This is a genomic window from Faecalibacterium sp. I4-1-79, from assembly GCF_023347235.1.
In the GTDB taxonomy this organism is placed as follows: domain Bacteria; phylum Bacillota; class Clostridia; order Oscillospirales; family Ruminococcaceae; genus Faecalibacterium; species Faecalibacterium tardum.
On record NZ_CP094467.1, the window covers coordinates 3,084,409 to 3,109,922 of the forward strand.

Annotated in this window: 24 protein-coding genes; 12 read left to right on the forward strand and 12 right to left on the reverse strand. The window is 60.2% G+C overall.

Annotation, left to right across the window (positions count from 1 at the left end; translation table 11 throughout):
* Positions 1-45 precede the first annotated feature (45 nt).
* From hisG to MTP36_RS15265, 10 genes are all read left to right on the forward strand, one after another.
* Positions 46-1,641, forward strand: a complete 1,596-nt coding sequence (hisG, locus tag MTP36_RS15220; protein WP_223452335.1) for an ATP phosphoribosyltransferase — start codon at positions 46-48, stop codon at positions 1,639-1,641.
* Positions 1,638-2,915 (forward strand): histidinol dehydrogenase, encoded by a 1,278-nt coding sequence (gene hisD, locus MTP36_RS15225; protein ID WP_249252147.1) that lies wholly within the window; start codon positions 1,638-1,640, stop codon positions 2,913-2,915. Before hisG ends, hisD begins: the two co-directional genes overlap by 4 nt.
* Before the next feature lie 12 nt (positions 2,916-2,927).
* Positions 2,928-3,989 (forward strand): histidinol-phosphate transaminase, encoded by a 1,062-nt coding sequence (gene hisC / locus MTP36_RS15230; protein WP_249252155.1) that lies wholly within the window; start codon positions 2,928-2,930, stop codon positions 3,987-3,989.
* A gap of 2 nt (positions 3,990-3,991) precedes the next feature.
* Positions 3,992-4,588, forward strand: coding sequence for an imidazoleglycerol-phosphate dehydratase HisB (gene hisB, locus MTP36_RS15235; protein ID WP_249252164.1), 597 nt, complete (start codon positions 3,992-3,994; stop codon positions 4,586-4,588).
* The gene (gene hisH / locus MTP36_RS15240; protein WP_249252172.1) at positions 4,585-5,193 is read left to right on the forward strand and encodes an imidazole glycerol phosphate synthase subunit HisH; all 609 of its coding nucleotides are present in this window, start codon (positions 4,585-4,587) and stop codon (positions 5,191-5,193) included. The genes hisB and hisH overlap by 4 nt, the downstream gene beginning before the upstream one ends.
* A 30-nt stretch (positions 5,194-5,223) precedes the next feature.
* A complete protein-coding gene (gene hisA / locus MTP36_RS15245; RefSeq protein ID WP_249252181.1) occupies positions 5,224-5,943 on the forward strand; it encodes a 1-(5-phosphoribosyl)-5-[(5-phosphoribosylamino)methylideneamino]imidazole-4-carboxamide isomerase in 720 nt (239 codons plus the stop codon).
* Between the two features lie 15 nt (positions 5,944-5,958).
* A complete protein-coding gene (gene hisF, locus MTP36_RS15250) occupies positions 5,959-6,714 on the forward strand; it encodes an imidazole glycerol phosphate synthase subunit HisF (RefSeq protein ID WP_249252189.1) in 756 nt (251 codons plus the stop codon).
* 78 nt (positions 6,715-6,792) lie between these two features.
* The gene (hisIE, locus tag MTP36_RS15255) at positions 6,793-7,428 is read left to right on the forward strand and encodes a bifunctional phosphoribosyl-AMP cyclohydrolase/phosphoribosyl-ATP diphosphatase HisIE (protein ID WP_117553951.1); all 636 of its coding nucleotides are present in this window, start codon (positions 6,793-6,795) and stop codon (positions 7,426-7,428) included.
* A 7-nt stretch (positions 7,429-7,435) separates the two neighbouring features.
* Positions 7,436-8,260, forward strand: a complete 825-nt coding sequence (locus MTP36_RS15260; protein ID WP_249252198.1) for a histidinol-phosphatase HisJ family protein — start codon at positions 7,436-7,438, stop codon at positions 8,258-8,260.
* A 133-nt stretch (positions 8,261-8,393) separates the two neighbouring features.
* The gene (locus tag MTP36_RS15265; RefSeq protein ID WP_249252207.1) at positions 8,394-9,770 is read left to right on the forward strand and encodes an MATE family efflux transporter; all 1,377 of its coding nucleotides are present in this window, start codon (positions 8,394-8,396) and stop codon (positions 9,768-9,770) included.
* A 50-nt stretch (positions 9,771-9,820) separates the two neighbouring features.
* Here the strand turns inward: MTP36_RS15265 and MTP36_RS15270 are convergent, their stop codons facing one another.
* The 3 genes from MTP36_RS15270 to murQ form a co-directional block, all read right to left on the reverse strand.
* The gene (locus MTP36_RS15270) at positions 9,821-10,870 is read right to left on the reverse strand and encodes a MupG family TIM beta-alpha barrel fold protein (protein WP_249252225.1); all 1,050 of its coding nucleotides are present in this window, start codon (positions 10,868-10,870) and stop codon (positions 9,821-9,823) included.
* Entirely contained in the window at positions 10,863-12,305 is a 1,443-nt protein-coding gene (locus MTP36_RS15275) for a PTS transporter subunit EIIC (protein ID WP_055186210.1), read from the reverse strand. Before MTP36_RS15275 ends, MTP36_RS15270 begins: the two co-directional genes overlap by 8 nt.
* Before the next feature lie 77 nt (positions 12,306-12,382).
* Complete coding sequence (murQ, locus tag MTP36_RS15280; protein WP_097778998.1) at positions 12,383-13,291, reverse strand: N-acetylmuramic acid 6-phosphate etherase; 909 nt, start codon at positions 13,289-13,291, stop codon at positions 12,383-12,385.
* A gap of 202 nt (positions 13,292-13,493) precedes the next feature.
* Here murQ and MTP36_RS15285 point away from each other — a divergent pair, with 202 nt between their 5' ends.
* Positions 13,494-14,360, forward strand: a complete 867-nt coding sequence (locus MTP36_RS15285) for a MurR/RpiR family transcriptional regulator (RefSeq protein ID WP_249252227.1) — start codon at positions 13,494-13,496, stop codon at positions 14,358-14,360.
* Between the two features lie 149 nt (positions 14,361-14,509).
* On the opposite strand, the gene MTP36_RS15290 is transcribed toward MTP36_RS15285, so the two are convergent.
* Positions 14,510-15,250, reverse strand: coding sequence for a sialate O-acetylesterase (locus MTP36_RS15290; RefSeq protein WP_249252229.1), 741 nt, complete (start codon positions 15,248-15,250; stop codon positions 14,510-14,512).
* 572 nt (positions 15,251-15,822) lie between these two features.
* Between MTP36_RS15290 and MTP36_RS15295 the strand changes: the two genes are divergently transcribed.
* Complete coding sequence (locus tag MTP36_RS15295; RefSeq protein WP_249252231.1) at positions 15,823-15,975, forward strand: hypothetical protein; 153 nt, start codon at positions 15,823-15,825, stop codon at positions 15,973-15,975.
* A 463-nt stretch (positions 15,976-16,438) separates the two neighbouring features.
* Here MTP36_RS15295 and MTP36_RS15300 read toward each other — a convergent pair whose 3' ends face one another.
* The 8 genes from MTP36_RS15300 to MTP36_RS15335 all read right to left on the reverse strand — a co-directional run bounded on the left by MTP36_RS15300 (position 16,439) and on the right by MTP36_RS15335 (position 25,478).
* Positions 16,439-17,413 carry a calcium/sodium antiporter gene (locus MTP36_RS15300; protein WP_005922631.1) on the reverse strand — a complete coding sequence of 325 codons (975 nt, stop codon included), beginning with the start codon at positions 17,411-17,413 and terminating at the stop codon, positions 16,439-16,441.
* A 94-nt stretch (positions 17,414-17,507) separates the two neighbouring features.
* Positions 17,508-17,855, reverse strand: coding sequence for a hypothetical protein (locus MTP36_RS15305; RefSeq protein ID WP_005922633.1), 348 nt, complete (start codon positions 17,853-17,855; stop codon positions 17,508-17,510).
* Between the two features lie 15 nt (positions 17,856-17,870).
* Entirely contained in the window at positions 17,871-19,151 is a 1,281-nt protein-coding gene (locus MTP36_RS15310) for an SLC13 family permease (RefSeq protein WP_015537573.1), read from the reverse strand.
* A 596-nt stretch (positions 19,152-19,747) separates the two neighbouring features.
* Complete coding sequence (gene pdxA, locus MTP36_RS15315; protein ID WP_097774486.1) at positions 19,748-20,818, reverse strand: 4-hydroxythreonine-4-phosphate dehydrogenase PdxA; 1,071 nt, start codon at positions 20,816-20,818, stop codon at positions 19,748-19,750.
* Positions 20,819-20,846: 28 nt separating this feature from the next.
* Positions 20,847-21,761 (reverse strand): 4-hydroxy-tetrahydrodipicolinate synthase, encoded by a 915-nt coding sequence (dapA, locus tag MTP36_RS15320; RefSeq protein WP_005922637.1) that lies wholly within the window; start codon positions 21,759-21,761, stop codon positions 20,847-20,849.
* A gap of 20 nt (positions 21,762-21,781) precedes the next feature.
* On the reverse strand, positions 21,782-22,948 hold the full coding sequence (locus tag MTP36_RS15325) for an iron-containing alcohol dehydrogenase (protein ID WP_005922638.1): 1,167 nt from the start codon (positions 22,946-22,948) through the stop codon (positions 21,782-21,784).
* A 63-nt stretch (positions 22,949-23,011) separates the two neighbouring features.
* A complete protein-coding gene (locus MTP36_RS15330) occupies positions 23,012-24,172 on the reverse strand; it encodes a sialidase family protein (RefSeq protein WP_005922639.1) in 1,161 nt (386 codons plus the stop codon).
* Between the two features lie 64 nt (positions 24,173-24,236).
* Complete coding sequence (locus MTP36_RS15335; protein WP_097774484.1) at positions 24,237-25,478, reverse strand: four-carbon acid sugar kinase family protein; 1,242 nt, start codon at positions 25,476-25,478, stop codon at positions 24,237-24,239.
* Positions 25,479-25,514: the final 36 nt, after the last annotated feature.

Consider the following 25,514-nt stretch of genomic DNA (forward strand, 5'->3'; position numbering starts at 1 on the left):
GCCGGCGCAGGGAAAGAAACACGGGAAAGGAAACGAGGGAGCAGGATGGAGTTCAGTCTGGAGCATCTGCAGCCAAAGGAGCGTGCCTCCTTTGCGCTGCGCAGCCTGTACGAGACGGCAGGCTGCCGCAAGTACCACATGGGACGGTTCGAGGAGTACAGCCTGTATCAGGAGAACCGCAGCTTTCTGTCGTCAGAGCAGGTCATCACCTTTACCGATTTGGATGGTCGTCTGCTGGCGCTCAAGCCGGACGTGACCCTGTCCATCGCCAAGACGGCGCAGCCCGCACCGGGCGAGACGCTGCGGTACTACTACCACGAAAACGTCTACCGTCCCTCCGCCGAAAGCCACACCTTTAAAGAGATCTCCCAGATGGGTCTGGAGCTGCTGGGCGCTGTGGGCGAAGCCGAGGTGCAGCAGGCGGTGTGTCTGGCGGCGCAGTCGCTGGCAGCGCTGGGCGCAGAGTGGGTGCTGGAAGTCAGCCACATGGGCTACCTGTTCGGCCTGTTCGATGCGCTGGGCGTACCGGAGGCCGCCCGGGCACAGCTGCTGGAAAAGCTGCGGCAGAAAAACGCCCACGAGCTGCGCGCCGCCGCGCTGGCGGCGGGGCTTTCCGAAACGGCGGCGGACGCCTTGTGTGGGGTGCTGGAACTTTCCGGCGGCTACGCGGCTACCCTTTCCAAGGCGGCAGCGCTCTGCCGCAACCCCGCCATGACCGCCGCTGTGGCAGAGCTGACCGCCCTAGCGCCCACGCTGGGACAGGCGGGCGGCAGCATCCGGTTAGACCTGACCTTAGCCGGTGAGATGGAATACTACAACGGCCTTGTGTTTCAGGGCTACCTGAAAGCCCTGCCCCGTCCGCTGCTGAAGGGCGGACGGTACGATTTACTGCTGCAAAAGTTCACCCCCGGGGCGGGTGCTATCGGCTTTGCGGTGTATCTGGACGAGCTGGACCGGCTGAATGCGATGCCGCCGGTGCAGCATCAGGACACCGGCAAGGTAATGCTGAACGTGGCGCTGCCCAAGGGGCGGCTGGGCGACAAGGTCTACAATTTACTGGCGGGCATCGGCTACGGCTGCCCGGAGGACTACAACGCCACCCGCAAGCTGGTGGTGGAGAACCCGGCGGCGGGCATCCGGTATTTTCTGGTCAAGCCCAGCGATGTGGCCATCTATGTGGAGCACGGCGCGGCCGATGTGGGCATCGTGGGCAAGGATATCCTGACCGAGGCCGCCGCCGATGTGTACGAGCTGCTGGATACCGGCCTTGGCCGCTGCCGGATGTGCGTAGCCGCCCCGGCGGGCTACCGGGACGACCCCAGCCGCCCGGTGCGGGTGGCCACCAAGTTCGTCAACATTGCAAAGCGCTACTACGCCTCCATGGGGCGGGATATCGATATCATCAAGCTGAACGGCTCCATCGAGCTGGCCCCCATCCTTGGGCTTTCGGATGTCATCGTGGACATCGTGGAGACCGGCACCACCCTGCGGGAGAACGGCTTGCAGGTGGTTACCGAGTTCATGCCCATCTCGGCGCGGTTCATCGCCAACAAGGCCAGCTACCAGTTCAAACACCGGCAGATGGACACCATGCTGGAAAAACTGCGCGACACCTTGCACAAGCAGGAGGAAGAGAAATGATCAAGCTGTATAATTTTGACGAGCTGAAGCCGGAAGAGATTCTGAACCGGGACATCCGCGCCGAGAAGAACGTGGAGGACGTGGTGGACGCCATCATTGCGGACGTGCGCGCCCGGGGCGACGACGCCCTGAAGGACTACGCCTTGAAATTTGACGGAGCAGCAATCGAAAATTTACAGGTGACGCAGGCGGAGATCGACGAAGCCTTTGCGGGCATGGACCCCTATTTCCTCGAGACGCTGCGGCAGGCGGCGGAGAACATCGAGCAGTTCCACCGCCAGCAGGTGCACAAGAATTTTGTGATGAACGACCGCCCCGGCATTGTACTGGGGCAGAAATATACTCCCATTGAAAAGGCCGGTGTCTATGTGCCCGGCGGCACGGCGGCGTATCCTTCCACCGTGCTCATGGACGTCATCCCCGCCAAGGTGGCAGGGGTGTCCGAGATCGTCATGACCACCCCCGCCGGGAAGGACGGCAAGGTGAACCCGGTCATTCTGGCTGCTGCCGCCACCGCCGGGGTGACTAAAATCTTCAAGACCGGCGGCGCACAGGCCGTGGCGGCGCTGGCCTACGGTACCCAGAGCATCCCGGCGGTGGATAAGATCGTAGGCCCCGGCAACATCTACGTTGCCACCGCCAAGCGCAAGGTGTTCGGCAAGGTGGGCATTGATATGATCGCAGGCCCCAGCGAAATTCTGGTGCTGGCAGACGGCAGCTGCAATCCCGCATGGGTGGCGGCAGACCTGTTAAGTCAGGCCGAGCACGACAAGCTGGCAAGCCCGGTACTTGTCACCGACAGCGCAGACCTTGCCAAGGCGGTACAGGCTGAGCTGGAGGTACAGATCCCGCAGCTGCCCCGCGCCGCCATTGCCCGCGCCAGCGTGGACGACAACGGTAAGATCATCCTCTGCACCGACCTGCACAAGGCCATCGAGGCCTGCAACATCATCGCGCCGGAGCACTTGGAGGTCTGCGTGGAGGACCCCTTTGGGGTGCTGAACGAGATCCGCAACGCGGGCAGCATCTTCCTTGGCCGCAACGTGCCGGAGGCGCTGGGCGATTACTTTGCAGGCCCCAACCACACCCTGCCCACCAGCGGCACCGCACGCTTTTCCAGCCCGCTGGGCGTGGACGATTTTGTCAAGAAGTCCAGCTTCATCTACTACACCCGGGACGCGCTGGAAGCCGTTGCGCCCCGCATTGCAGACTTTGCCGAGCGCGAGGGTCTGCACGCCCACGCCCGCAGCGTGACCATCCGGTATGAGAAGTAAGAGGAAACCATTATGAGCCGTTTTCTTTCCCCTGCCCTGTCCGCTGTCACTCCTTACACGCCGGGAGAGCAGCCGCAGGATCAGCAGTACATCAAACTGAATACCAACGAAAGCCCCTATCTGCCGTCGCCCCGGGTGGTGGCAGCCGTAAGCGAAGCCGAGGTGGAAAAGCTGCGCCTTTACTCCGACCCCGCCTGTGCCCAGCTGCTGCGCACGGCAGCGGCGCATTTCGGCTTGCAGCCTTCCCAGGTCATGCCCGGCAACGGCAGCGACGAGAACCTGTTCTTTGCGCTGCGCGCCTTCTGTGACGAGAGCCACCCGCTGGCCTTTGCGGATATCACCTACGGCTGCTACGGCGTGTGGTGCGGTCTGCTGCACATCCCCACCCACATCATTCCGTTAAAAGAGGACTTCACCCTTGACCCCGCCGATTACCACGGCCTGCACGAGACCATCGTCATTGCAAACCCGAACGCCCCCACCGGACTGTGCCTGCCCCGGGATGCCATCGAGGGCATTTTGCGATCGAACCCGGACAGCGTGGTCATTGTGGACGAAGCCTATGTGGACTTTGGCGGCGAGAGCTGTGTGCCGCTGATCGACCAATACGAAAACCTGCTGGTGGTGCAGACCTTCTCGAAATCCCGGCAGCTGGCGGGTGCGCGGCTGGGGCTTGCCATGGGCAATGCGGCGCTGATCGCCGATTTGAACCGGGTCAAGTTCAGCCTGAACCCCTACAACATCAACCGCCTGACCCTGAAAGTCGGACAGGCTGCGCTGGAGGATACCGCCTACTTTGAAAAGACCCGCGCCGCCATTATGGACACCCGCGCATGGACGATGCAGCAGCTGACCGACCGGGGCTTTACCGTACTGGACAGCCGCGCAAACTTTGTATTTGCCAGCACAGAACGGATAAACGGTGGTGTGCTATACAAAAAGTTAAAGGAAAACGGCATTCTGGTGCGGCATTTTGATGCGCCGCGCATTGAAAACTGGCTGCGCATCACCATCGGCACGCCGGAGCAGATGCAGGCACTGATGGACGCCGTGGACAAAATACTGGAGGTGTGACAATGGCAGAGCGCATGGTAACGCTGGAACGCAGCACCAACGAGACCCAGATCGAGCTGACCCTTGATCTGGACGGCACTGGCCGCTACGAGATCGACACCGGATGCGGCTTTCTGAACCACATGCTGGAGCTGTTTGCCCGGCACGGACGGTTTGATCTGGTGCTCACCTGCCACGGCGATGTGCAGGTGGACTACCACCACACCACCGAGGACGTGGGCATTGCGCTGGGACAGGCCTTTGCCCGGGCGCTGGGCGAGATGCGCGGCATCTGCCGCTACGGCAGCTTCTACCTGCCCATGGACGAAGCACTGGTGCTGTGCGCGGTGGATCTTTCCGGGCGCTGCACCCTGAACTGGGACATCCACTGCCAGACCGAAAAGGTGGGCGATTTTGACGTGGAGTGCGCCAAGGAGTTCTGGTACGGCTTTGCCCGCAGCGTGCCCGCCACCGTCCATTTTGTGCAGTTTGCAGGCGAGAACACCCACCACATTCTGGAAGCCTGCTTCAAGGGCGCGGGCCACGCGCTGGCCGAAGCTGTGCGCATCGACGCGGCACATCGGGACGAGATCCCCTCCACGAAAGGACTGCTGGTATGATCGCCATTCTTGATTACGGCGTGGGCAACCTGTTCAGCCTGCGTTCCAGCTTGCAGCAGCTGGGGCTGCAGGCGGTGGTCACCGCCGACGCCGATGCCATCCGCGCCGCCGACCGGCTTATCCTGCCGGGGGTGGGCGCATTCGGGGATGCCATGGCAAAGCTTACCGCCACCGGCCTTGTGCCGGTGCTGAAAGAGCAGGCGGAAGAGAAGCCGTTGCTCGGCATCTGCCTTGGGATGCAGCTGCTGTTTGAAAAAAGCTACGAATACGGCGAGCACGCCGGGCTGGGCTTTATCAAAGGTGAGGTCTGCCCGCTGGGGCCCGACCTTGCGGACAAAAGTCTGAAAGTGCCGCAGATGGGCTGGAACGCCTTGCACATCGTAAAGGACGACCCCCTGTTCCGGTACATCCGCGAAGGCGAGTATGTGTACTACGTCCACAGCTACTACGGCAAAAACTGCGCCGAAAGCACCCTTGCCGTCAGCGATTATTCCATCCCGGTCACCGGCGCGGTGCGGGCGGGGCGGGTGTACGGCACCCAGTTCCACCCGGAAAAAAGCGGCGATACCGGGCTGCGGATCCTCAAGGCGTTCAGTGAATTGTAAGCGGGTGAGGACGCTAAAGGAGAAACAACCATGCAATTATTTCCAGCCATTGACCTGCGCGGCGGGCAGGTGGTGCGCCTGACACAGGGCGACTACGACCGCATGACCGTTTACGGACAGGATCCCTGCGCACAGGCACGCAGCTTTGTGGCCGCCGGGGCAAAAAATCTTCATGTGGTGGACTTGGACGGTGCCAAAGACGGCACCCTTTCCAACTACGACACCATTGCCGCGCTGGCAAAGCAGGGCGGCTTGTACATCGAGGTAGGCGGCGGCATCCGCACCGAGGAACGCATTGAAAAATACCTTTCCCTCGGGGTGGGGCGCTGCATTCTGGGCAGCGTGGCGGTGACGGATTTTGCCTTTACCGCCCGGATGCTGCAAAAATACGGCGATAAGATCGCCGTGGGCGTGGACGCCAAGGACGGCTATGTGGCCATCCACGGCTGGAAGGAGGTCAGCGCCGAGCCGGGCGTTGCCTTCTGCAAGCGGCTGGCAGAAGCCGGCTGCACCGCCATCATCTACACCGACATTGCCTGTGACGGCGCGATGCAGGGCACAAACCTGGGCCTTTACCGTCAGCTGGCGGCGGAAGTGCCCGGGGTGGCCTTTACCGCCAGCGGCGGCATCTCCTCCGAGGCAGAGCTGCTGGAATTGCAGCAGATGGGCACGGCAGCGGCGATTCTGGGCAAAAGCCTGTACACCGGTGCGCTGGACCTTGCCCGCTGCGTGCAGCTGGTGCAGGACTGAGAAAGAGGGAGCTTTATGATAACCAAACGCATCATCCCCTGTCTGGACGTGCGCGACGGCCGGGTGGTCAAAGGCACGAACTTTGAGGGCATCAAGGACGTAGCCGACCCAGTGGAGATGGCACGGCTGTACAACGCCGCCGGGGCGGACGAGCTGGTGTTTTACGATATCACCGCCAGCTTTGAGGGACGCGCCCTCTTTACCGACATCCTGACCCGGGTGGCGGGAGAAATTTTTATCCCCCTGACCGTGGGCGGCGGCATCAACACACTGGAGGATTTTGACCGGGTGCTGAAATGCGGCGCAGATAAGGTAAGCGTCAACTCCGGCGCGCTGAAAGACCCCGGGCTGATCCCCGCCGCCGCGCAGCGCTACGGCGACCAGTGCGTGGTGCTTTCCGCAGACGTGAAGCGGGTGAACGGGCAGTTCCGGGTGTTCGCCAAGGGCGGGCGCGAGGATACCGGCCGGGATGCGCTGGACTGGGTAAGCTGGTGCGCTGCCCACGGCGCGGGCGAAATATGCCTGAACAGCATCGACACCGACGGCGTGCGCAACGGCTTCGACATTGAAATGCTGGACGCGGTGGCTGCCCGGGTGAATATCCCCATCATTGCCAGCGGCGGCGCGGGCAAAAAAGAGGATTTTCTGGAGCTGTTCCACCACAAGGGCATCGACGCCGGGCTGGCGGCGGGCATCTTCCACCAGAAGCTGCTGGGTATCCGGGAACTGAAGGAATACCTGAACGCAAGCGGCGTGGAGATGCGGCTGTAAAAACACAAAAACACCTTGCATTTTTATCTTGAATACGATAAAATACACAGTATCCCCATCCGGGGAGGGAGAACCGTCATGGAACTGAAATTTGATGAAAAAGGCCTGATCCCCGCCATCGTGCAGGATCACTACACAAAGCAGGTGCTCACCCTTGCCTACATGAACGCTGAAACGCTGGCGCTGACCATCGCCGAGGGGCGCACCGTGTTCTGGAGCCGCAGCCGTCAGGAGATCTGGCGCAAGGGCGAGACCAGCGGCAATGTGCAGCGGGTGGTGTCCATTACCGCCGACTGCGATGCCGACGCACTGGTGGTAGAGGTGGTAAAGGACGGCCCCGCCTGTCACACCGGAGCGGAAAGCTGCTTTTTCAATGAAGTATACGTCTCCCCGGAGCTGAAGCAGTTCAGCTGGCAGGGGCTGTATAACCTCATCAAAGGCCGCAAGGATACCCCCACCGCAGGCAGCTACACCACCTACCTGTTTGAAAAGGGCAAGGAGAAGATCCTGAAAAAGGTGGGCGAAGAGTGCACCGAGGTCATCATTGCGGGTGAAAAAGAGGACAAGGCCGAGACGGTCTACGAGATCAGCGACCTTGCCTATCATGTGCTGGTGCTGATGGTCAGCGCGGGCATCACCGTAGAGGATGTGACCCGGGAGCTGGAAAAGCGCCACGTCATCGACCACAAGGTCAAGCAGGAAAGGATGCAGTGAGAAGCCTATGGCAGATTACAGAAAATCCAGCGTACATTGCCACTCTACCCTGTGTGACGGCAAGAACACCCTGCAGGAGATGGCGGGTGCCGCCTGTGCGCAGGGGCTGACCACCCTTGGTTTCAGCGGCCACAGCTACACAAAGCCCGACCGCGAGTACTGCATGACCCCCGGCCGCACCGCGCAGTACCGCGCCACCATTGCCAAGCTGAAAAACGAGTACCGGGGCAAAGTAGATATCCTGTGCGGCATCGAGTGGGACCTGCTGAGCGAGGGCACGCCCAAGGGCTTTGATTACTGGATCGGCAGCGCACACCATCTGTACGGCAAAAACACCGGCAAATACTACGAGATCGATTTCCGCCCCGAGGATCTGCGGGACTGCATCAACAACGATTTTGACGGTGACCCGCTGGCAGCGGTGGAAGCCTATTTTGCCGAGGTGGAGAAGATCGCCGCCAAAAAGCCGGACATTCTGGGGCACATCGACCTTATCAAAAAGCTGAACGCGGACAGCAGCTTTTTTGACGAGGAGTCTCCCCGCTACAAGGCAGCGGCGCTCAGGGCGCTGCACGCCGCCCGGGAGAACGACTGCATTTTGGAAGTGAACACCGGCGGCGTATACCGGGGTTACCGCAAGGACTTCTACCCCGGCGCATGGCTGCTGGGCGAGTGGAACAAGCTGGGCGGCAGGGTGATCATCACCGCCGACGCCCACGACACCGCCGCGCTGACCTTCGGCTTTGACGAAGCCGCCGCCGCCATCAAAGCCGCAGGCTTTACCGCCCTGACCGTGCTGACCGTCAACGGGTTTGAGCAGCAGGAGTTATAAAAAAGTAGTTGCGAAACACCTACGGTGTTTCGCAACTACACAAATAAATTTTTTTAAATCGTTTTACCGCAAAAGAGGCCACTGCACACAAAAATGTGCAACGGCCTCCTTTTTGCGCGAAGAAAGGAATCCTATGACCCAGACGCGACCCCTGAAAACAAACCTCTTTAACCGGAATGCAGACCTGCTGCACGGGCCTATTTTCAAGAATCTTTTTCTGTTCATGCTGCCCATTCTGGTGTCCAACCTGTTCCAGCAGCTGTATAATACCGTGGATACCATGATCGTGGGCAACGTGCTGGGCGATAGCGCACTGGCTGCCATCGGCTCCTGCGGGTCCATCTACGAGCTGCTGGTGGGCTTTGGCATCGGCATCGGCAACGGGCTTTCCATCGTGGCTGCACGCTCCTACGGGGCACAGGACGAGGATCTGCTCAAAAGGACGGTGGCCGGGTCGCTGGTCATCGGGCTTTGCGCAAGCTTTGTCATTACCACAGCGGGCTTTTTCGGCCTGCGGCCGCTTTTGCAGCTGCTGGACACCCCCGCCGAAATTTTAGAGGACGCCTACCGGTACATCATCGTCATCGATTTGGGCGTTTTAGTGATGTTCCTTTATAACCTGTGTGCCGGACTTCTGCGCGCCATCGGCAACAGCGTGATGCCGCTGGTGTTTTTGCTTATCAGCTCCGGGCTGAACGTGGCGCTGGACCTGTGGTTCATTGCCGGGCTGGGCATGGGCGTACAGGGTGCGGCGGTGGCTACCGTCATTGCGCAGGGCATCTCGGTGGTGCTGTGCATTCTGTATGTGATGCGCCGCGTGCCGCTGCTGCTGCCCGCCCGCAAGCACTGGGCGGTGGGACAGCATTTGTACTGGGAGCTGTTCAGTCAGAGCATCTCCATGGGGCTGATGAGCAGCATCGTGTCGGCGGGGTCGGTGGTGCTGCAATACGGTATCAACGGGCTGGGCACGCTGACCATTGCGGGGCACACCGCCGCGCGCAAGCTGTTCTCCTTTACCAGTATGCCGCTGATCTCCATGGCAAACGCAGGCTCTACCTTTGTTTCTCAGAACCGGGGCGCCGCTCAGCCGGAGCGGGTGCGCAAAGGGATGCGCACCATGTACCTGTGCTCGGTGGTCATTATGGCGGCCAACATGGTGCTGATGCAGCTTTTTGCCCGGCAGCTGGTGCAGCTGATCTCCGGTTCCTCCGCGCCCCTCGTGCTGGAAAACGGCGCACGGTATCTGCTGTGGAACGCGCCGTTCTACGCGGTGCTGGGGGTGCTGCTGTGCACCCGGTACGCCTTGCAGAGCCTTGGGCAGAAGGTACTGCCGCTGTTTTCCAGCGTCATCGAGCTGGTGGGCAAGGTGATCTTTGTGCTGGTGTTCATCCCGCGCTACGCCTACAACGCCGTCATCCTGTGCGAGCCCATCATCTGGTGCTTCATGGCGGCATATCTCGTGGCAGTGTACCGCCGCGACGCCTTTGTGTATCCAAGAAAGAATCAATAAATAAACAAAAACAAGCACCGGAGCGTCTGCGGACGCTCCGGTGCTTGTTTTTATGATGTTTTTACCATGCGGAAGGTCTTTCCGCGCTTAATGCAGTCCAGCAGCAGGTCGTATTCTGCGGGCACCTCGCCGATGACGTTTACCTTTTCGTCTGCGGGTAAGTCAACGCGCACAAGCTGGATCTCGCCGGAATAGCGCCCGTAGCCGATGTTATCCATGGTCACGCAGCGGCGGCGGCGCTCTGTGCAGTTATCCGGCTGCACGGTGCTGCCAAAGCAGGAGTAGAGCCGGGATTCCTGATACCGCACAAGCCCTTTGGGCGAATCCGGGCGGCAGGTAAAGGTGCGGTCGTACAGCGTCTCGTAGCCGGGGCGCAGGGCGACCGGCAGGCAGAGCTCGCCGGTGGTGCAGAAGTGCCGGATGTACTCCTGTTCCCGGGTGCTGACCTCCGGGTCGCCCGCAAAAATGCCGTCCAGCCCGTAGTTCAGCGCTAAGTCCGCAAAGGCCGCTGAGGGGGCGGCGGTGCGGTGGGCTTCCAGCGTGGGCAGACCCTTGTACAGCGGGCCGCGCAGCAGGGCGTCGCCGGGGATGAAGCCGTACACCTGCAAGCCCTCTGCCTGCAAAGCTGCGGTGCTCTCACGCAAAAATTCCGGGTCAAGGCCGGTCTCCGGGCGGGGGTAGAAGTTGTGCATGGCGATGACCGTGCCGCCGCCTGCCGCCAGCTGCCGTGCCACCTCCGGGGTGGTGGTGGAGGCGTTGACGGCAACGGGCAGCTGCTGCGCAAGGGCGCACATCTGCTCCACCGAGAAGCCGTAGTCCAGCCGCAAACCCCACAGGTGCAGCCGCTTTGCCAGCGCGGTCAGGTCGGCGCAGCCGAACTGCCGGATGGTCTTTTCCGACACATCTGCCAGAATGCGCCAGCCCTGTGCCGCCAGAAAGTCGCACATCTCCTGCACGCGGGCGCAGTAAGCGGCGTCAAATTCTTCGCTGATATGCAGTGAGATAAAAACAGGCGCGCCGCCTGCCGCAAAAGCGGAAAGCGACGCACGCTGTTCCTCAAACTGCGTCAGATACACTGACCGTCCGAGTGTTTTAAGCATTGGCAACGTCCTCAACAGAGACCATTGCATTGGTCACGATAAAGCCCATAATGTAGCAGATGACCAGACCCACTGCGTAGCAGCCAACGGAAGCAGCCACACCGTGAGGGCCGGCGGTCATGACGAACAGAGCCAGCAGACCGGAGGGGCCCCAAGCAGTAGCAGCCACCTGCATGGCCATGACGAAGGCACCGCCGAAACCAGCGCCCAGACCGGCACTGATGAAGGGCTTGCCCATGGGCAGGGTGACGCCGTAGATCAGCGGCTCGCCGATGCCCAGCAGGCCTGCGGGCAGTGCACCGGTGATCACGTTCTTCAGGCGGGTGTTGCCGCACTTCTTAGCCTTGAAGTAGATAGCGACAGCAGCGCCAACCTGACCTGCACCGGCCATAGCCAGCGCGGGGTACAGGGTAACGTAGCCAAAGCTCTCCAGCTGCACGGAGTACAGGGCGACCAGACCGTGGTGCATGCCCATAGCGACCATGGGCAGGAACAGAGCGGTGGAAACATAACCGGCAATGATGCGCACGATCAGGATATCGCTCATGCACAGCTTTTCAACCACCCAGCACAGCGCGGTGGAAACATAACCGGTAGCGGGCATGATGATCAGGATATAGGGCACGAGGCACAGGATCATGGTGATCAGCGGGGTGAACACGATGTCCAGAGATTCGGGCATCCACTTGCGCACCCAGCGCTCGATCTTGACAAGGCACCATGCGCCCAGCACAACGGCCAGCACGCCGCCGCGGCCTGCACGCAGGATGGAATCCAGCGGCACAGCCTCGTTGAAGAGACCCAGAATGGAAGAGATCTTGTTGATGCCCTCCAGACCGGTGATCATGCCCAGCATACCGCCCAGAATGGGGGTGCCGCCGAACTTTTCGGCTGCACGGTAGCCGACCCATGCGGTCAGGTAACCAAGGAAGCAGGTGTTCATCAGGCCCAGCAGGGTGCTGATAAGGGCCAGTGCGGGGATGTCGGCGTAGTTCGGCACCACCTGCCCGATCAGAGAGTTGATGCCGGCGCACAGACCGGAAGCCACAACGCCCGGGATCAGGGGGATAAAGATATCGCCAAAGGTCTTGAACAACTCCTTGACCTTGCTCTGCTTCTGCCCTGCCTTGACTGCGGCCTTGTTGGTCTGCCAGTCGTTGGCGGTGGAAGCGGCGGCGTCCGCCGGGATGCCCATGTCGCGGCAGATATCTGCGCACTTGCGGCACTTGCCGGGGCCGACCACGATCTCTACATAGCCGGTACGGTCGTGCACGATGCCCATTACGCCCTCGATGGCCTTCAGGCCCTCGTCGTCGATCTTGGCGTCATCTTTAACGCGCACCCGCAGACGGGTCATGCAGTTGGTTGCGGTGAGAACGTTGCTCTTTCCGCCGACTTTCTCCAGCGCCGCGCGGACCAGTTCTTCATTCGTCATAAGTGGGTCCTCCTTAAAAACAGGTGTATATCCGATGCGGCCTTTGCCGCTAAGGAACTTGAGTGTGCAAATGTGCCTTACAGCACTTCCAGCCGGATGGCCTCCCGCACATGGCCGCGTGCCCGTTCCAGCCGCCGGGCGGCTTCCTTGGCATCGCAGTCTGCCAGCAGCATGGTAATGGCAGTCTTTACGCTGCCGCCCGCTGCATCAATGGCGGCGCGGGCTTTTTCCCGCTCCACGCCGGTGGCGTCGATGACGATATTCTCGGCGCGGGTGTGCAGCTTTTCGTTGGTCTGCTGCACGTCCACCATCAGGTTCTGGTAGGCCTTGCCGGTGCGCACCATGGAACCGGTGGAGATCATGTTCAAAATCAGTTTCTGCGCCGTGCCGGACTTGAGCCGGGTGGAACCGGTCAGCACCTCGGGGCCGCAATTTACCTCAATGGCAAGCTCTGCGGCCTTGCCGATGGCGCTGCCGATATTGCAGGCAATGGCGGCGGTGTGACAGCCCACGCTTTTGGCGTAGTCCAGACCGCCCAGCACATAGGGCGTGCGGCCGGAGGCGGCAATGCCCACCACAAGGTCATTTGCGGTCAGGCCGTGGGCTTTCAGATCCTCAACAGCCAGCTCCCGGCTGTCCTCTGCGCCCTCCACGGCCTCAATGAAGGCTTTTTCGCCGCCGGCGATCAGCCCCACCACCATCTCCTTCGGCACACCGAAGGTGGGCGGGCACTCGGCGGCGTCCAGCACGCCCAAGCGGCCGGAGGTGCCGGCGCCCATATAGAACAGCCGTCCGCCCTTTTCAAAGGATTCTGCCGCCCATGTGACCGCCTGCGCGATCTGCGGCAGGCACTTGGCAATGGCCAGCGGTACCCGGGCGTCCTCCTCGTTCATGACAGTCACGATCTCCAGCGGGGACATCTGGTCCAGCTGCATCGTGCGCGGGTTGCGGGTCTCGGTGGTCATCCCACTCAGATTCAATCCCATTTCCTGCACCTCAACTTTCCGCCGCACCCCTTGCGGCGTGATTGTGACCAAAGTATAAACTTTTTCAAACAAAATGTCCACAAAAAGACTATTTTGTGGTACAATGTTTTATGCAAGCATTGTTTTTGAAATTTTTGCATTCAAGTATGACTTTTTTGTGCAGCTTGTTCAATCCATCCTGAAATACAACAGAGGTATCGATATGCAGAACGTTCTTTTACGCCTGCGGGAGGTGCAGCCCTCCCTCAGCAGCACCGAGCGGCAGATCGCGCAGTTCATTCTGGACAACCCGGACGAGACCACTACCCTTACCATCCGGGATCTGGCGCGGCGCTCCTTCTCCTCCCCTTCCAGTGTGGTGCGCATCTGCCGGGTGATCGGCTTTCAGGGCTACAAGGAACTGCGCCACGCCCTGACGCTGGAGCTTGCCACCCTTGGGGAGAACGGCAGCCACCGGGAAAAGGATATCACCCCGCAGGACAGTTTGCAGGAGATCGTGGAAAAGGTGACCCACAAGAACATCCAGAGCCTGCTGGACACCCAGCGGCTGCTGTTGCTGGACGAGTTGGAACAGTGTGTGGAGCTGATCGCCAACGCCCGCACGGTGCTTTTGTTCGGCATCGGCTCCTCGCTGTGCGTGGCAAAGGACACCTACCTGAAATTCCTGCGGCTGGACAAGCCATGCGTGGTCAACGAGGACTCCCACTCGCAGCTTTTGCAGGCGCGCAACGCCACCGCGCAGGATGTGGGCATCGTGTTCTCCTACTCCGGGCAGACCATGGAGATGATCCAGTGCATCAAGGAGATGAAGGCAGGCGGCGCACCGGTCATCGCGGTGACCCGCTACTACCCCTCCGAGGTGGCACAGCTGGCCGACCATGTGCTGTATGTGGCCGCCAACGAGAGCCTGTTCCGCAACGGTGCCATGTCCTCCCGGCTTTCCCAGCTGAACGTGATGGATATCCTGTACACCGCCTACGCCAGCCGCAACCACGAGGACACCATGCGCCGCCTGACCAAGACTCATATCTATAAGCCCGGTGACCCGGAGGTGCTGACCCAGCCGTAAAACAAAAAGCCGTCCCGCAGGGTACAAAAAAGGCGCCTGGTGATCTTCTCACCAAGCGCCTTTGCTTCCGTTAGCGAAAGTATAGCGTTTTTTACGGCTTTTTTCAATCTGAGCAGAAAAGCGACTGCTTTCCTGAAGAAATCCGGCATTTACACCAGACTCTTGTAGGCTTCCAGATAGCGCAGACCCAGTGTCCGCAGGCTTTCAGTCGTGAAATGCAGCCCGTCCGGGCGGGCAGTAAGGTCAGCGGCGGAAACGACCGCACACTTCGGCAGCTGCGCGGCCAGTTCCGGCAGACGATGGTTGAACTCCTTCAATAGTTCTGCAGGAGTTCCGTGGAAACCGTTTTCCGGGTAGCCCAGTTCCCCCACCACGATGGGCAAATCGCCCAGTTCTTCCCGGAACGCCCGCATAGTGCGCAAGAACTGCTCCGGGTAGGCTTCCAGCTGCTCCGGGGCAAGACAGTCGCTCTCGCCCTGATGCCACAAGATCGCGGTCAGCGCGGAGGTGCGCATAGCCAGCTTTGCCTGAAAGACTGCATGGTCAAACAGCACCTCGCCCGGTTGCCACTGGCTGATGCGGGTACCGCCGTCTGCGCAGGGAATCAAGCCGATTTTAGCCCCGGTTTCTTTTTGCAGCTGCGCGGCAAAGCTTGCGGCAAGGTTTGCGCCGCTGCGTGGAACTGCCCCCTCTGCCACCGCCCGGTCCACATTGATGGGCTCACTCATGGGCTGCCAGCGCCCCATGCGCAGCATGAAGCAATCCGGGGCGGTGATGGTGTTCTCCGGGGTCAAATCGCCCCGTCCTGCCATGTTAGACTGTCCCACCAGCAAAAACGAGCGGATGCCCTGCGCTGCCTCGTGCAGACCATCGTTGATCCATAGTGCCATAACAAAACGCCTCCTGCGTGTTTTTTACCCCAGTATAGCACAAAAGCAGCCGATATTCACGAACGGCTGCTTCTATGCTGTGAAAATAATGAAGAAGGAGAGATCGTTTTGCATACGCTGTTGATCGTGGACGATGAGGAGATCGAGCGCGAGGGGATGGCGCAGTTCATCCGCGACCACGGCAGGCTGGAAGATCAATGACATAACAAGCACAGCCCCGCTTTGGCGAAGGAGAAGCCAAAGCGGGGCTGTATTCAATGAAGGAGAAATGAAGGGAATATCAGGTTACAGATTCAGCTCAAACTGTTCTGCCGTAACAGTTGCTTTGCCATCGGCAGCAAAGGTGATGCCGTCGGCAGACTGAGGGGTGTAGATCCATAACATATTTTTACATATTCGTTCAGACCCTGCGGGGCTGAACATCTTGGCTTTCAGCCGTTAACATAACCGACTAGCATGACCTTCCAGAAAAAGCGAGGGCAGGGCTGATCTGTTTTGTGACGGCTTTTTTGTTGCCGTTTTGCCCGTTGCGCCTCGAAAACCGCATGACCGTCTGCATGGGATACCCGGCGATGACCTCGCAAGACCTGGCCCCGGCAGCACCCCAGCCCCGGCAAAACGAAAAGCCGGCAGCAACAAAAATCTCCGGCAAGGAGATCCTTGAAGCCATCCGGCTGATGGACGCAGACGAACGCAGAGAATTGACGAGAGTTCTGTTTGCATAAAAGATTCACGTTTGCGAAGCAATAAAAAAAGAACGTCAAATCTTACGATTTGACGTTCAAAATCTGGTGCACCTCCAGGGACTCGAACCCTGGGCCCACTGATTAAGAGAGCAAGCCACCGGTTCGTCTCAATTTATGGAAGTTTTGAGTCATCGTTATTTTTAATCAAAGCAACGTGATTTTTCACCCAGTAATTTCTGCATCCTTTGTCGGATTTTGCAGCAAGAAGCACCCTCTGCACGTTTTGAAACCGTGCAAAATCCGTGCAGAAACCGTGCACTTACTCTCCGACAAATAAAATCGCCCTATCCTCACCGGCTTGACGGCATTGGTTTGAGTGGCCGCACACTAAAAATCAAGTCTTGGAGGATACCACTATGATGAAACTGCTTTCCTGCCGGTACAACGGAAGACCACCGGCCTGACAAAGCAGACCGGGGGCAAGGAAGTATCTCCGGGAATGTCACATGGTAAACTGGATAGCGCAGAAGGCAGCGTAGATGCACAGCAGAATAATGCCCTGTGCACGGGACAGCTTGCCGCGCTTCAGTGCGGGAAGGGTCATGATCATCATGACAGCCAGCATGACCGGGATCTCCAGCACAAGGCTGGAATTGATGCCGAACAAAGTAGAGCTCTGCGGCACGGTGAAGGGCGCCAGCGTGACGGACATACCGCTGACCAGCACCAGATTGAACACGTTTGCGCCCACGATGTTGCCAAGGGACAAATCGCTGCAGCCCTTGACCAGCGAGGTGATGGCGGTGACCAGCTCCGGCAGAGAGGTGCCCAGCGCCACAAAGGTCAGCGCGATGACCGACTCCGGCACGCCCAGTGCCTGTGCGATGAGGGTGCCGTTATCCACCAGCAGGTTTGCGCCCAGTGCGATCAGCACAGCGCCCAGCACCAGCAGCACCAGCGTTTTGGTAAGGGACATCTCTTCCCCTGCATTTTCGGCCTCGGCCTCCGCTTCGGCGGCGGCAGGGGCTTTTTTCATCTGCAATACGTTTGCCACCATGTAGGCCACGAACATGGCCAGCATCACAAAGCCCAGCGGGCGGGTGAATTCGCCCATGGCGTAGGCAGCCACGCAGTAGATGGCGGCTGCGGCAAAGAAGAAGGCTACCGGCACCCGCAGGGTCTTGGGGTCTACCTTGCCCGGACGGACGGCGATGGTGATGGCGGCGATCAGGGCAGAGTTGCAGATGACCGAGCCGATGGCGTTGCCGTAGGCGATCTCACCATGGCCGGACACGGCGGACATGGTGGACACCATGACCTCCGGCAGAGTAGTGCCGATGGACACCACCGTTGCGCCGATAAGCAGCTCCGGCAGGTGGAACCGCCGGGCCAGTGCCGAAGCACCGTCCACGAACCAGTCGCCGCCCTTGATCAGGAACAGCAGACCGACGATAAAAAGCAATACAGGAACCAGCATAATTTTTCTCCTCTGAATTTTCGCGGGGCGTGAACCACAGAACCGGGAACGGATCGCTCCATCCCCGGTTCTGCACAAGATCGGTCAGTTGGCGTTATTTCTGCATGATGTGGATGGCAAAACCGCCGTACTCGCCCTCAAGATACACATTCTTGATGCGGCCGTCCTCAAAATAGGCGGCAGTCTCCATGCGGAAGCGGAAGCCATTTTCCTCCAGCTCCTCCATCGCAGCCTTCAGGTCGGGGGTGCGCATTGCGATGTGGCCGTTCTTGCCCAGAAAGGGGCTCTTCATGCACTCGAAATAGTTACCGGCAAACTCGGACTTCTGTCCGTGGCGGGGCTCCAAGTTGAACAGCTTGCACAGCAGCAGCGCCAGCTGCTCGGCCTCGCCTGCGTTGTCGGTGTTGATGCCGACGTGCTCCAGCTCAAACGTGTTTTTCATTTGGTGTTTCTCCTGTTACTTCATGGGGAAGATCAGCACAGCACCCACCGTCAGCGCCAGCAGACGGATGAAGTACTGCGGAATGGTGAACTTCCAGAACTCGGTGATCTTGTAGTCGCCGGCGCCCATAATCATGGCGGGCATACCGTCAATGGGCAGGAAGTGTCCGCACCAGCCGGAGACCACGATAGCGGCAGCGGCTGCGGTGGGATCCAGACCCAGATTGACGCAGGTGGCAATGGCCATGGGAGCAAAGACGTACACGGTGCCGATGGTGGAACCGGTCAGGGTGGCCAGCACACTGGTCAGGATGCAGAAAGCGAAGATCAGCACGAAGGGGTTGACGTTGGTGCCCAGCATCTTGGCAACGGTCTCGCCGACCAGACTGGTCAGGCCGGTGTTGCCCAGAGCATCGGCGATGCCGATGACGCCTGCGGACATCAGGATGATGGGTGCGCTGATGGAGTTGCGGATCTCGTTGAAGTCCATGACGCCGGAGATCAGGATGATGCCCACGGCCAGACCGGTGATGGCGTAGCCTGCGTCACCGATCTTGCTCTGCAGGATCATGCCCACAACGGCGAGCACAAAGCTGAAGTAGGTGATGAGCTCCTGATTCTTGGTCAGGGCGACCTTCTGCTCACCGGCGTGGAGAGCCTCTTCCTTGGCCTCGGCAATGGGGTGGTCCGGCAGGATCTTGTAGGCCAGGACGCACCACACCAGGAAGCCGATGGACAGGCACAGGTTGACCAGAGAGAACTTGACCAGATTGACGTTTGCCGCAACGCCTGCGCTTTCCAGAACGGCGATCACGATGCCGTACTGCAGAGCGGTGTTGAAGGGCAGCAGCGGGTGGTTTGCTGCAAAGCCCGCAGGCATCAGAACCCTGGACGGGGGCAGCTGCTTGGAGTAGGGCAGAGTGGACAGCAGGCCGATGACCAGCACATAGTAGGCGGTGGAACCGGTGCCAAACAGGCTGCAGCCCAGCATAACGATGAGGATCAGCAGGACGTAGGCCTTAAAGCCGCCCTTGCTGGCCATGTTGAACATGGTCTGCTTGAACTTGACGATGAAGCTGGTCTTCTGCAGGGCCGCAATGATGGCCATGAAGGATGCCAGCATGACGATGGTGGGGTTTGCGAAACCGCCGAAGGCGGTCTTGATGTCGGTAACGCCGAACACCACCAGCAGCAGCAGCGCCAGCAGCGGGGGTGCACCGAAGGGCAGTTTATCCACCATGATCAGGATGATCATGAGGACAGTCACTGCCAGAGCAATGATCATGGGAAGTGTCATAGAACGTTTCCTCCTTTTTTGTGTCCGCAGTACCTGTTGCGCAAGAGCCCGACCCTTTGCACAATTCCGATGCGGCTTTCTTGATTAAAAGTATATAGTTTTCCGCTGTGCGTCACAATCATTTTTGGGCTCGTTGTGTTCTTTTTTGAAACATATTCAGAATTTGTTCAATTCTTTTGCCGCAATGTGTCGCTTTTTGAAACATATTGCAGTTAGTTTCGGCTGATTTGTTGCTTTTTGAAACAGGGCACCCTTTCCGTCACGGCTATCGCCGTGCGCCCTCTCAGTCAAAGCCTACGGCTTTGCCAGCTCTCCCAAAGGGAGAGCCAAGAGCACTGCCGAAAACTTCCTCATTGAACCTAATACTTTAGCAACGAGCCTTAGACCTTGGCTCTCCCCTTGGGAGAGCTGGCGCGGGAGCGCCTGAGAGGGCGTGCAAGGCTAACGGGTGCTGCCCCTCATCTGGCACGGAAGCGCCTGAGAGGGTTCGCTCCCTGAGGGAGTTCGTCCCCAAAACCAGAAAAAGCCGCCGCACCGTACGGGGTGCAGCGGCTCTCTCTGGAAGAAAATGAAGAATTGGTTGGGATGGGGATAACTTAGTTGGCGCGGCCGGTCATTTTGACCGCATACTTGATGGCGTTGACAAGGCTCAGCTCGTTGCCGTTGCCCTTACCGGCGTGGTAGAAGTCGGTGCCGTGATCCACGCTGGCGCGGATGATGGGCAGACCCAGCGTGACGTTGACGCCCTCCACGGCCTTCCACTCCTGCTTTTCGCGGTCGTAGACAAAGCCCACGGTCTTGAGCGGGATGTGACCCTGATCGTGGTACATACACACCACGATGTCGTACCAGCCGCCGAGGGCCTGCGAGAACACGCTGTCCGGCGGGCAGGGGCCCACAACGCCGGTAATGCCCTCGGCCTTGGCAGCCTCGATGGCGGGGGTGATCTCCTCGATCTCCTCCCGGCCGAACAGGCCGTTCTCGCCGCAGTGGGGGTTCAGACCCGCCACAGCGATGCGGGGGTTCTCGATGCCCATATCCTTGCAGGCCTTGTTGGCGATCTCGATGACCTCCAGCACGCGATCCTTCTTGACCCGGTCGCAGGCTTCCCGCAGGGAAACGTGGGTGGAAACGTGCACCACGCGCAGGTCGTGATGAGCCAGCATCATGGTGTACTTTTTGGTGTGGGTGTAGGTGGCGTAGATCTCGGTGTGGCCGTCAAAGTGGGTGTAGCCGTCCGACTTTTCGCCGTGGTAGTACTCCAGTGCCTTGTTCATGGCTTCCTTGTTCAGGGCGTTGGTGCAGGTGGCATCCACCTCACCCGCCATGGCCAGCTCAATGACCTTTTTCACGCACTGGAAGGCTGCGTTGCCGCCCTCCACGCTGACCTTTGCTATCTCAAACTTGCTGATGTCCTCGATCAGATCCAGATGCAGCACGTCGATGGTGCCGGGGGTGAACAGGGCATCCGACACCTTCTCGCAGCGGTGGATGACGATGTCCTCGCGGCCAACGAACTTCTTGGCCTGCTCCATCACCTTCACATCGCCCACCACGATGGGGCGGCAGTAGCTGTACTGCTCCGGGTCAGCCAGAGCCTTGATGGTGATCTCCGGGCCGGAACCGGCGGGATCGCCCATGGTAATACCGACAATGGGTTTATTCATAGCAGCCTTCTCCTTGCTTCAGTGCGTTTCAGTGCAGACCCTTGGCCTCGTTCTCTGCCAGAACCTTCTTGATGGCCTCCATGCCCTCTTCCGGCACATAGTTGAAGGGTGCGCGGCACTTGCCAACGGGGTGACCCTGCAGGGCAACGGCGGTCTTGATGATGGTGTTGGGGTTGCCGTACTTGAAGGTCTGCTGCAGGATGGCAATGGCGTCCTGTGCAGCCTGTGCGCCCTCCAGATCTCCGGCCTTGAAGCAATCGTAGATCTTGGCAACGGTCTCCGGCCAGATGTTGGCGCGGCCTGCAATGCCGCCTGCGCCGCCCTCTTTCAGGCAGGTCAGGATGGCGCCGTCGTTACCGGCCAGAATGGCAACTTCCTTATCCAGCTCGCGGGTCAGGCGGATGTAGGCCTTCAGGTTCTCGATATCGCCGCTGGAATCCTTTGCGCCCACGATGTTCTCCACGTCACGGCACAGTGCCTGCACGGTCTCGGGCAGCAGCTTGTTGCCGGTGCGGGCGGGGATGTTGTACAGGATGATGGGCAGGTTCACAGCCTTTGCCACAGCGGTGTAGTGGTCGTACAGCTCCTTCTGAGAGGCCAGTGCAAAGCTGGGGGTGATGATGGACAGTGCGTCTGCGCCCAGCTCCTCGGCACGCTTGCTCAGGCGGATGGTCTCGGCGGTGGTGATGCAGCCGGTGCCTGCGTAGACCGGTACGCGGCCCTTTACCTGATCGATGACAGTGGCAAGGATCTCTTCCTTCTCCTGGAAGGACAGGGCGTAGGCTTCGCCGTTGGTGCCCATGGGGAAGATGCCGTGCACGCCGCCTGCCAGCAGGCGCTCCACCTGCTCGCGCAGAGCCTGATGGTTGACCGTCTGCTCAGGGTCGTTGTTCATGGGGGTGATTACGGGAGGGATGATGCCCTTGATATCGCTGGTCTTCATAAGTCTTTACTCCTTTTCTGTTACATGATTTCCTGATACAGCTTGCGTGCGTCGTCGGCGGTAACGGGGCGCATATTGTTCACCAGCAGGCGCTGTACCTGCATACCGGCGTTGACCAGACCTTCCAGATCCTCGGCAGGCACGCCAAACTCCTTGAGGCTGGTGGGGATATCCAGATGCTTGACGATGTGCTCCAGACGGGCGATCATCCATGCAGTCTTTTCCTCCACGGTGGTGCAGGTCTTTTCCTCGTGGCAGCAGCGGTCGTAGGCGGCAGCCAGACGCTCGCGCACGGCGGGGTGCTCGCTGTTGAAGCGCATGACCGGTGCCAGCAGAATGGCGTTGGACACACCGTGTGCAATGTGGTACTTGCCGCCCAGCGGGTAGCTCAGTGCGTGCACAGCGGTGGTGCCGGAAGCGGTGATGGCCAGACCGCCGTAGTAGGCTGCGATCTGCATCCGGTTCTTCTCTGCCATGGCTTCGGGGTCATCGCAGGCTTTTTCGATGTTGTTCAGGATCAGGTCCAGGCCTTCCAGTGCATACAGGTCGCTGAAGGGGTTGGCCTTGTTGCTGGTAAAGCACTCGATGCAGTGTGCCAGCGCATCCACGCCGGTAGCGGCTGCGATCTTGCGGGGCAGGTTCTTGATCATGCGGGCGTCCAGAATGACGTAGTCCGCGATCATGTTCTCGTTGACGATGCCCACCTTCAGCTCCTTCTCAGGCACAGCCACGATGGCGTTGGGGGTGACCTCGGCGCCGGTACCGGCGGTGGTGGGGATCAGCACAATGGGCACGCACTTCTGTGCCATGCCGGGGTTATCCAGCAGCTCCTTCACACCGTAGGCGTCGGTCACCAGCACGCTTGCCAGCTTGGCAGCGTCCATCACGGAGCCGCCGCCACAGGCCACGATCAGGTCTGCACCGGAGACCTTGAACTCGTCCACCAGCTTCTGCACAGCCATGTAGCTGGGCTCCGGGGGCAGCTCGTCCAGCACATAGTACTCTGCGCCGGAGGCCTTGACGGCCTCTTCCGGCAGAGCAAACAGGCCTGCGCCCTCAATGCCCTTATCGGTGAACATGGCTACCTTTTTTGCGCCGCGCGCCTTGATGATGGCGGTGATATTGTCCATAGCGTTCTCGCCGCCGTAAACTGCGTGCGGCATTTTAAGATTGTACTGGGTCAGCATACTGATCAACCTCCTGAATGATGTTCTGATCTATAAAAAGGATGAAACTCTCGAAAAGCTTTTTCAGCGGCTCTGCGCTGCGGTGGGGTTATACAGACCCACGGTCTCCCGCTTTGCGCCCAGCACGTCCTGCTCCGAGAAGCGGACATACTTGATGCCCTGCCGGGTGCGGGCAGCGTAGGCCAGATGCAGCATGCCGTCCCGTCCCTGCATCAGGTAGGGGTACTCGTACTGCTTGTTGTTGGTCTTGTTCTCATCGCCCATGTAGCCCTCGCCGCGCTCCATCCAGCGGATGATGGGGAAGGTCAGGCCGCCGTCCTCCGAAAGCGCCACCGCCACCGGGCAGCGCAGGCCGGGCCATGCAGCCTTGCCGGGCACGGGGTTGGGGGTGCAGGTGGGGTTATAGGCAATGGCGATGCGGCCGCTCTGCAGCTTGACCGCGCTGATGCTGGAGTTGTTATTGGGCAGCGGGGTGGGTGCAGGCACCGTCCAAGTCTCGCCCCAGTCAAAGGACTCGCTGCGGTGGATGCGGTAGGCCTCGCGGTTGCGCATAAAGGCCACCAGATGCCCCGGTTCCAGCTCGATGACATTGGCGTGGACGTGGCCGTTGCTGCCGGGCATCATGACCATGCGCCAAGTCTTGCCCTCATCGTCCGAGATGCGGAAGGCGGTGGGGTCGCCGGACAGACCCTCGGCAGAGTCGGTGCACAGCCAGTTGGCAAAGATCCAGCGGCCGTTGGACAGCACCTGAATGGGCTGGCGGCAGAAGGTGCCTTCCTCCGGGAACACGGTGGTGTAGTCGCCCCATGTTTTGCCGCCGTCGGTGCTCTTCTGGCAGCGCACCACAGCGGTGAACTGCATATTGTCCTTACCCTCTACGCGGTCCAGCTGGGCAGTGTACATCGCCCACACGGCGTTGTCCGGGCCGTAGAACAGCGAGGGGTTCTGCTCGCTGCGGGTGGGGTCGCCGGAGATATTCACCGGCTCCAGCCACTTGGTACCGTCATGCGGCAACACCGAGCAGATGATGTGCACATCTGCGCTGCCCTCATAAGTACCGGCGAACCAGCAGCAGAGCAGGTCACCGTTGGGCAGCTCCACCATGGCAGGTGCGTGGGCGGTGGGCCAGCCGCCGGTGGGCAGCAGGGCTTCCAGTGTGCCCATCTCCTCGTTCTCGTACACGGTGCCGTCCCAGGTCAGGCCGGGCAGTTTTGCATAGGTCATGGTCGTTCTCCTTCTGTTACATTTATCTTCTGTTCCAGCCGCAAAGGGCTGTCTGCTTCTGTTCTCAATGCTTTGCAATGCGGTCTGCCAGCTCCACCAGCAGATCCTCCTGCCCAAAGCCGCCGGACTTGGTAATGACGTAGCGGGTGCGCCCCTGATAGGTGAACCGCGCCAGCACGATGCCGCTTTCCAGTTCGCACACCGGTTCCAGCTCCCGTGCGCCCACGCTGTTCATACATTGCAGCAGGGTGTCGCCGCCGGTGAGCAGCAGCGTACCCAGATGTTCGCTGCCGAACAGCGCCCCGAACATCTGCCCGACGCTGCCGGAAATGCCCACTCGCATGCCGTCCAAGTCAATGCCCCGGGCGGCGGCGTAATCGGCGGTAAGCTGGTTGCCCCCGGCGTCATTCGTCTCGATGATGCAGCGGGGGTTTGCTGCCAGCATCTGTTCAATTTCTGCCAGCGCAGCCTTGCCGTCGGCGCTTGCCCAGTAGCCGGGCTCCAGCTTCTGCCGGGGGGTCAGCCGCAGGCGGGCAAAGCCTGCCTTTTCGGCGGTGTCCATCTGCCGCAGGGTGATGGGGTTCACGCTGCCGCAGAGCACCAGCAGCCGGGGGTCCAGCTGCGGGGTCTCGACCACGCTGCCGTCCGAAAGCCCCAGCAGCTCCGGCAGAAAGGCGGCAAAGCCTGCACAGCCTGCCAGCACCGGGGGTGTTCCATTCTGGAACAGCTGCCGCCCGGCGGTTTCCAGATCTGCGGCGGTTGCAGCGTCATACACCAGAATGCCGGTCTTGTCCGCTGCCGTCTCACCGGGGCGCAGGTTCTGTGCGGGGATCTCAGTCTGCAAATGGATCAGCTTTGTCACCTCGGCACAGCGCACCGGTTCGAAGGGGTCGATGCCGAAGGGGCTTTCGTTCACCGGCACACCGTCGATGTAGTGGACGCCTTTTTTTGTGGTGCGTCCGATCTGCGGGAAGGCCGGCAGAAAGGGCAAATTGCGTGCGCCGCTTGCTTTGAGCAGGGCGGCAAGCTCTGCGCCGATGTTGCCGCGCAGGGCGGAATCCGTCTTTTTATAGATGCAGCCCACGCCGTTTTCCACCGCGCTGCGGGTCAGCTCTTCAACGGCCTTTGCAGCCTTTGCGGCGGGCAGATGCCGCGTTTCGGTATCCACCACCAGCACGGTGCTGCTGCACGCGGAAAGGTCTGCCTGACCCACCACGACCTGCGTGGGGATGCCGTGTGCCGCAAGCTGTACGCCGGTATCCAGCGCACCCGTAAAATCATCTGCAATCATCAGCAGGCGAAGCATTGTTCGTGCCCCCTCACTTGTTTTTGTGCTTTCATT

Bases quoted from the DNA above. Each gene is read 5' to 3' on its own strand.
- hisG (WP_223452335.1), top strand. From the start codon at position 46: ATGGAGTTCAGTCTGGAGCATCTGCAGCCAAAGGAGCGTGCCTCCTTT.
- MTP36_RS15270 (WP_249252225.1), bottom strand. From the start codon at position 10,870: ATGCTTAAAACACTCGGACGGTCAGTGTATCTGACGCAGTTTGAGGAA.
- dapA (WP_005922637.1), bottom strand. From the start codon at position 21,761: ATGAAGACCAGCGATATCAAGGGCATCATCCCTCCCGTAATCACCCCC.
- murQ (WP_097778998.1), bottom strand. From the start codon at position 13,291: ATGGGATTGAATCTGAGTGGGATGACCACCGAGACCCGCAACCCGCGC.
- MTP36_RS15260 (WP_249252198.1), top strand. From the start codon at position 7,436: ATGGCAGATTACAGAAAATCCAGCGTACATTGCCACTCTACCCTGTGT.
- hisA (WP_249252181.1), top strand. From the start codon at position 5,224: ATGCAATTATTTCCAGCCATTGACCTGCGCGGCGGGCAGGTGGTGCGC.
- MTP36_RS15325 (WP_005922638.1), bottom strand. From the start codon at position 22,948: ATGCTGACCCAGTACAATCTTAAAATGCCGCACGCAGTTTACGGCGGC.
- MTP36_RS15305 (WP_005922633.1), bottom strand. From the start codon at position 17,855: ATGAAAAACACGTTTGAGCTGGAGCACGTCGGCATCAACACCGACAAC.
- hisC (WP_249252155.1), top strand. From the start codon at position 2,928: ATGAGCCGTTTTCTTTCCCCTGCCCTGTCCGCTGTCACTCCTTACACG.
- MTP36_RS15310 (WP_015537573.1), bottom strand. From the start codon at position 19,151: ATGACACTTCCCATGATCATTGCTCTGGCAGTGACTGTCCTCATGATC.
- hisD (WP_249252147.1), top strand. From the start codon at position 1,638: ATGATCAAGCTGTATAATTTTGACGAGCTGAAGCCGGAAGAGATTCTG.
- hisIE (WP_117553951.1), top strand. From the start codon at position 6,793: ATGGAACTGAAATTTGATGAAAAAGGCCTGATCCCCGCCATCGTGCAG.
- MTP36_RS15300 (WP_005922631.1), bottom strand. From the start codon at position 17,413: ATGCTGGTTCCTGTATTGCTTTTTATCGTCGGTCTGCTGTTCCTGATC.
- MTP36_RS15275 (WP_055186210.1), bottom strand. From the start codon at position 12,305: ATGACGAATGAAGAACTGGTCCGCGCGGCGCTGGAGAAAGTCGGCGGA.
- pdxA (WP_097774486.1), bottom strand. From the start codon at position 20,818: ATGAATAAACCCATTGTCGGTATTACCATGGGCGATCCCGCCGGTTCC.
- MTP36_RS15295 (WP_249252231.1), top strand. From the start codon at position 15,823: ATGACCTCGCAAGACCTGGCCCCGGCAGCACCCCAGCCCCGGCAAAAC.
- MTP36_RS15285 (WP_249252227.1), top strand. From the start codon at position 13,494: ATGCAGAACGTTCTTTTACGCCTGCGGGAGGTGCAGCCCTCCCTCAGC.
- hisF (WP_249252189.1), top strand. From the start codon at position 5,959: ATGATAACCAAACGCATCATCCCCTGTCTGGACGTGCGCGACGGCCGG.
- MTP36_RS15335 (WP_097774484.1), bottom strand. From the start codon at position 25,478: ATGCTTCGCCTGCTGATGATTGCAGATGATTTTACGGGTGCGCTGGAT.
- hisB (WP_249252164.1), top strand. From the start codon at position 3,992: ATGGCAGAGCGCATGGTAACGCTGGAACGCAGCACCAACGAGACCCAG.
- hisH (WP_249252172.1), top strand. From the start codon at position 4,585: ATGATCGCCATTCTTGATTACGGCGTGGGCAACCTGTTCAGCCTGCGT.
- MTP36_RS15265 (WP_249252207.1), top strand. From the start codon at position 8,394: ATGACCCAGACGCGACCCCTGAAAACAAACCTCTTTAACCGGAATGCA.
- MTP36_RS15330 (WP_005922639.1), bottom strand. From the start codon at position 24,172: ATGACCTATGCAAAACTGCCCGGCCTGACCTGGGACGGCACCGTGTAC.
- MTP36_RS15290 (WP_249252229.1), bottom strand. From the start codon at position 15,250: ATGGCACTATGGATCAACGATGGTCTGCACGAGGCAGCGCAGGGCATC.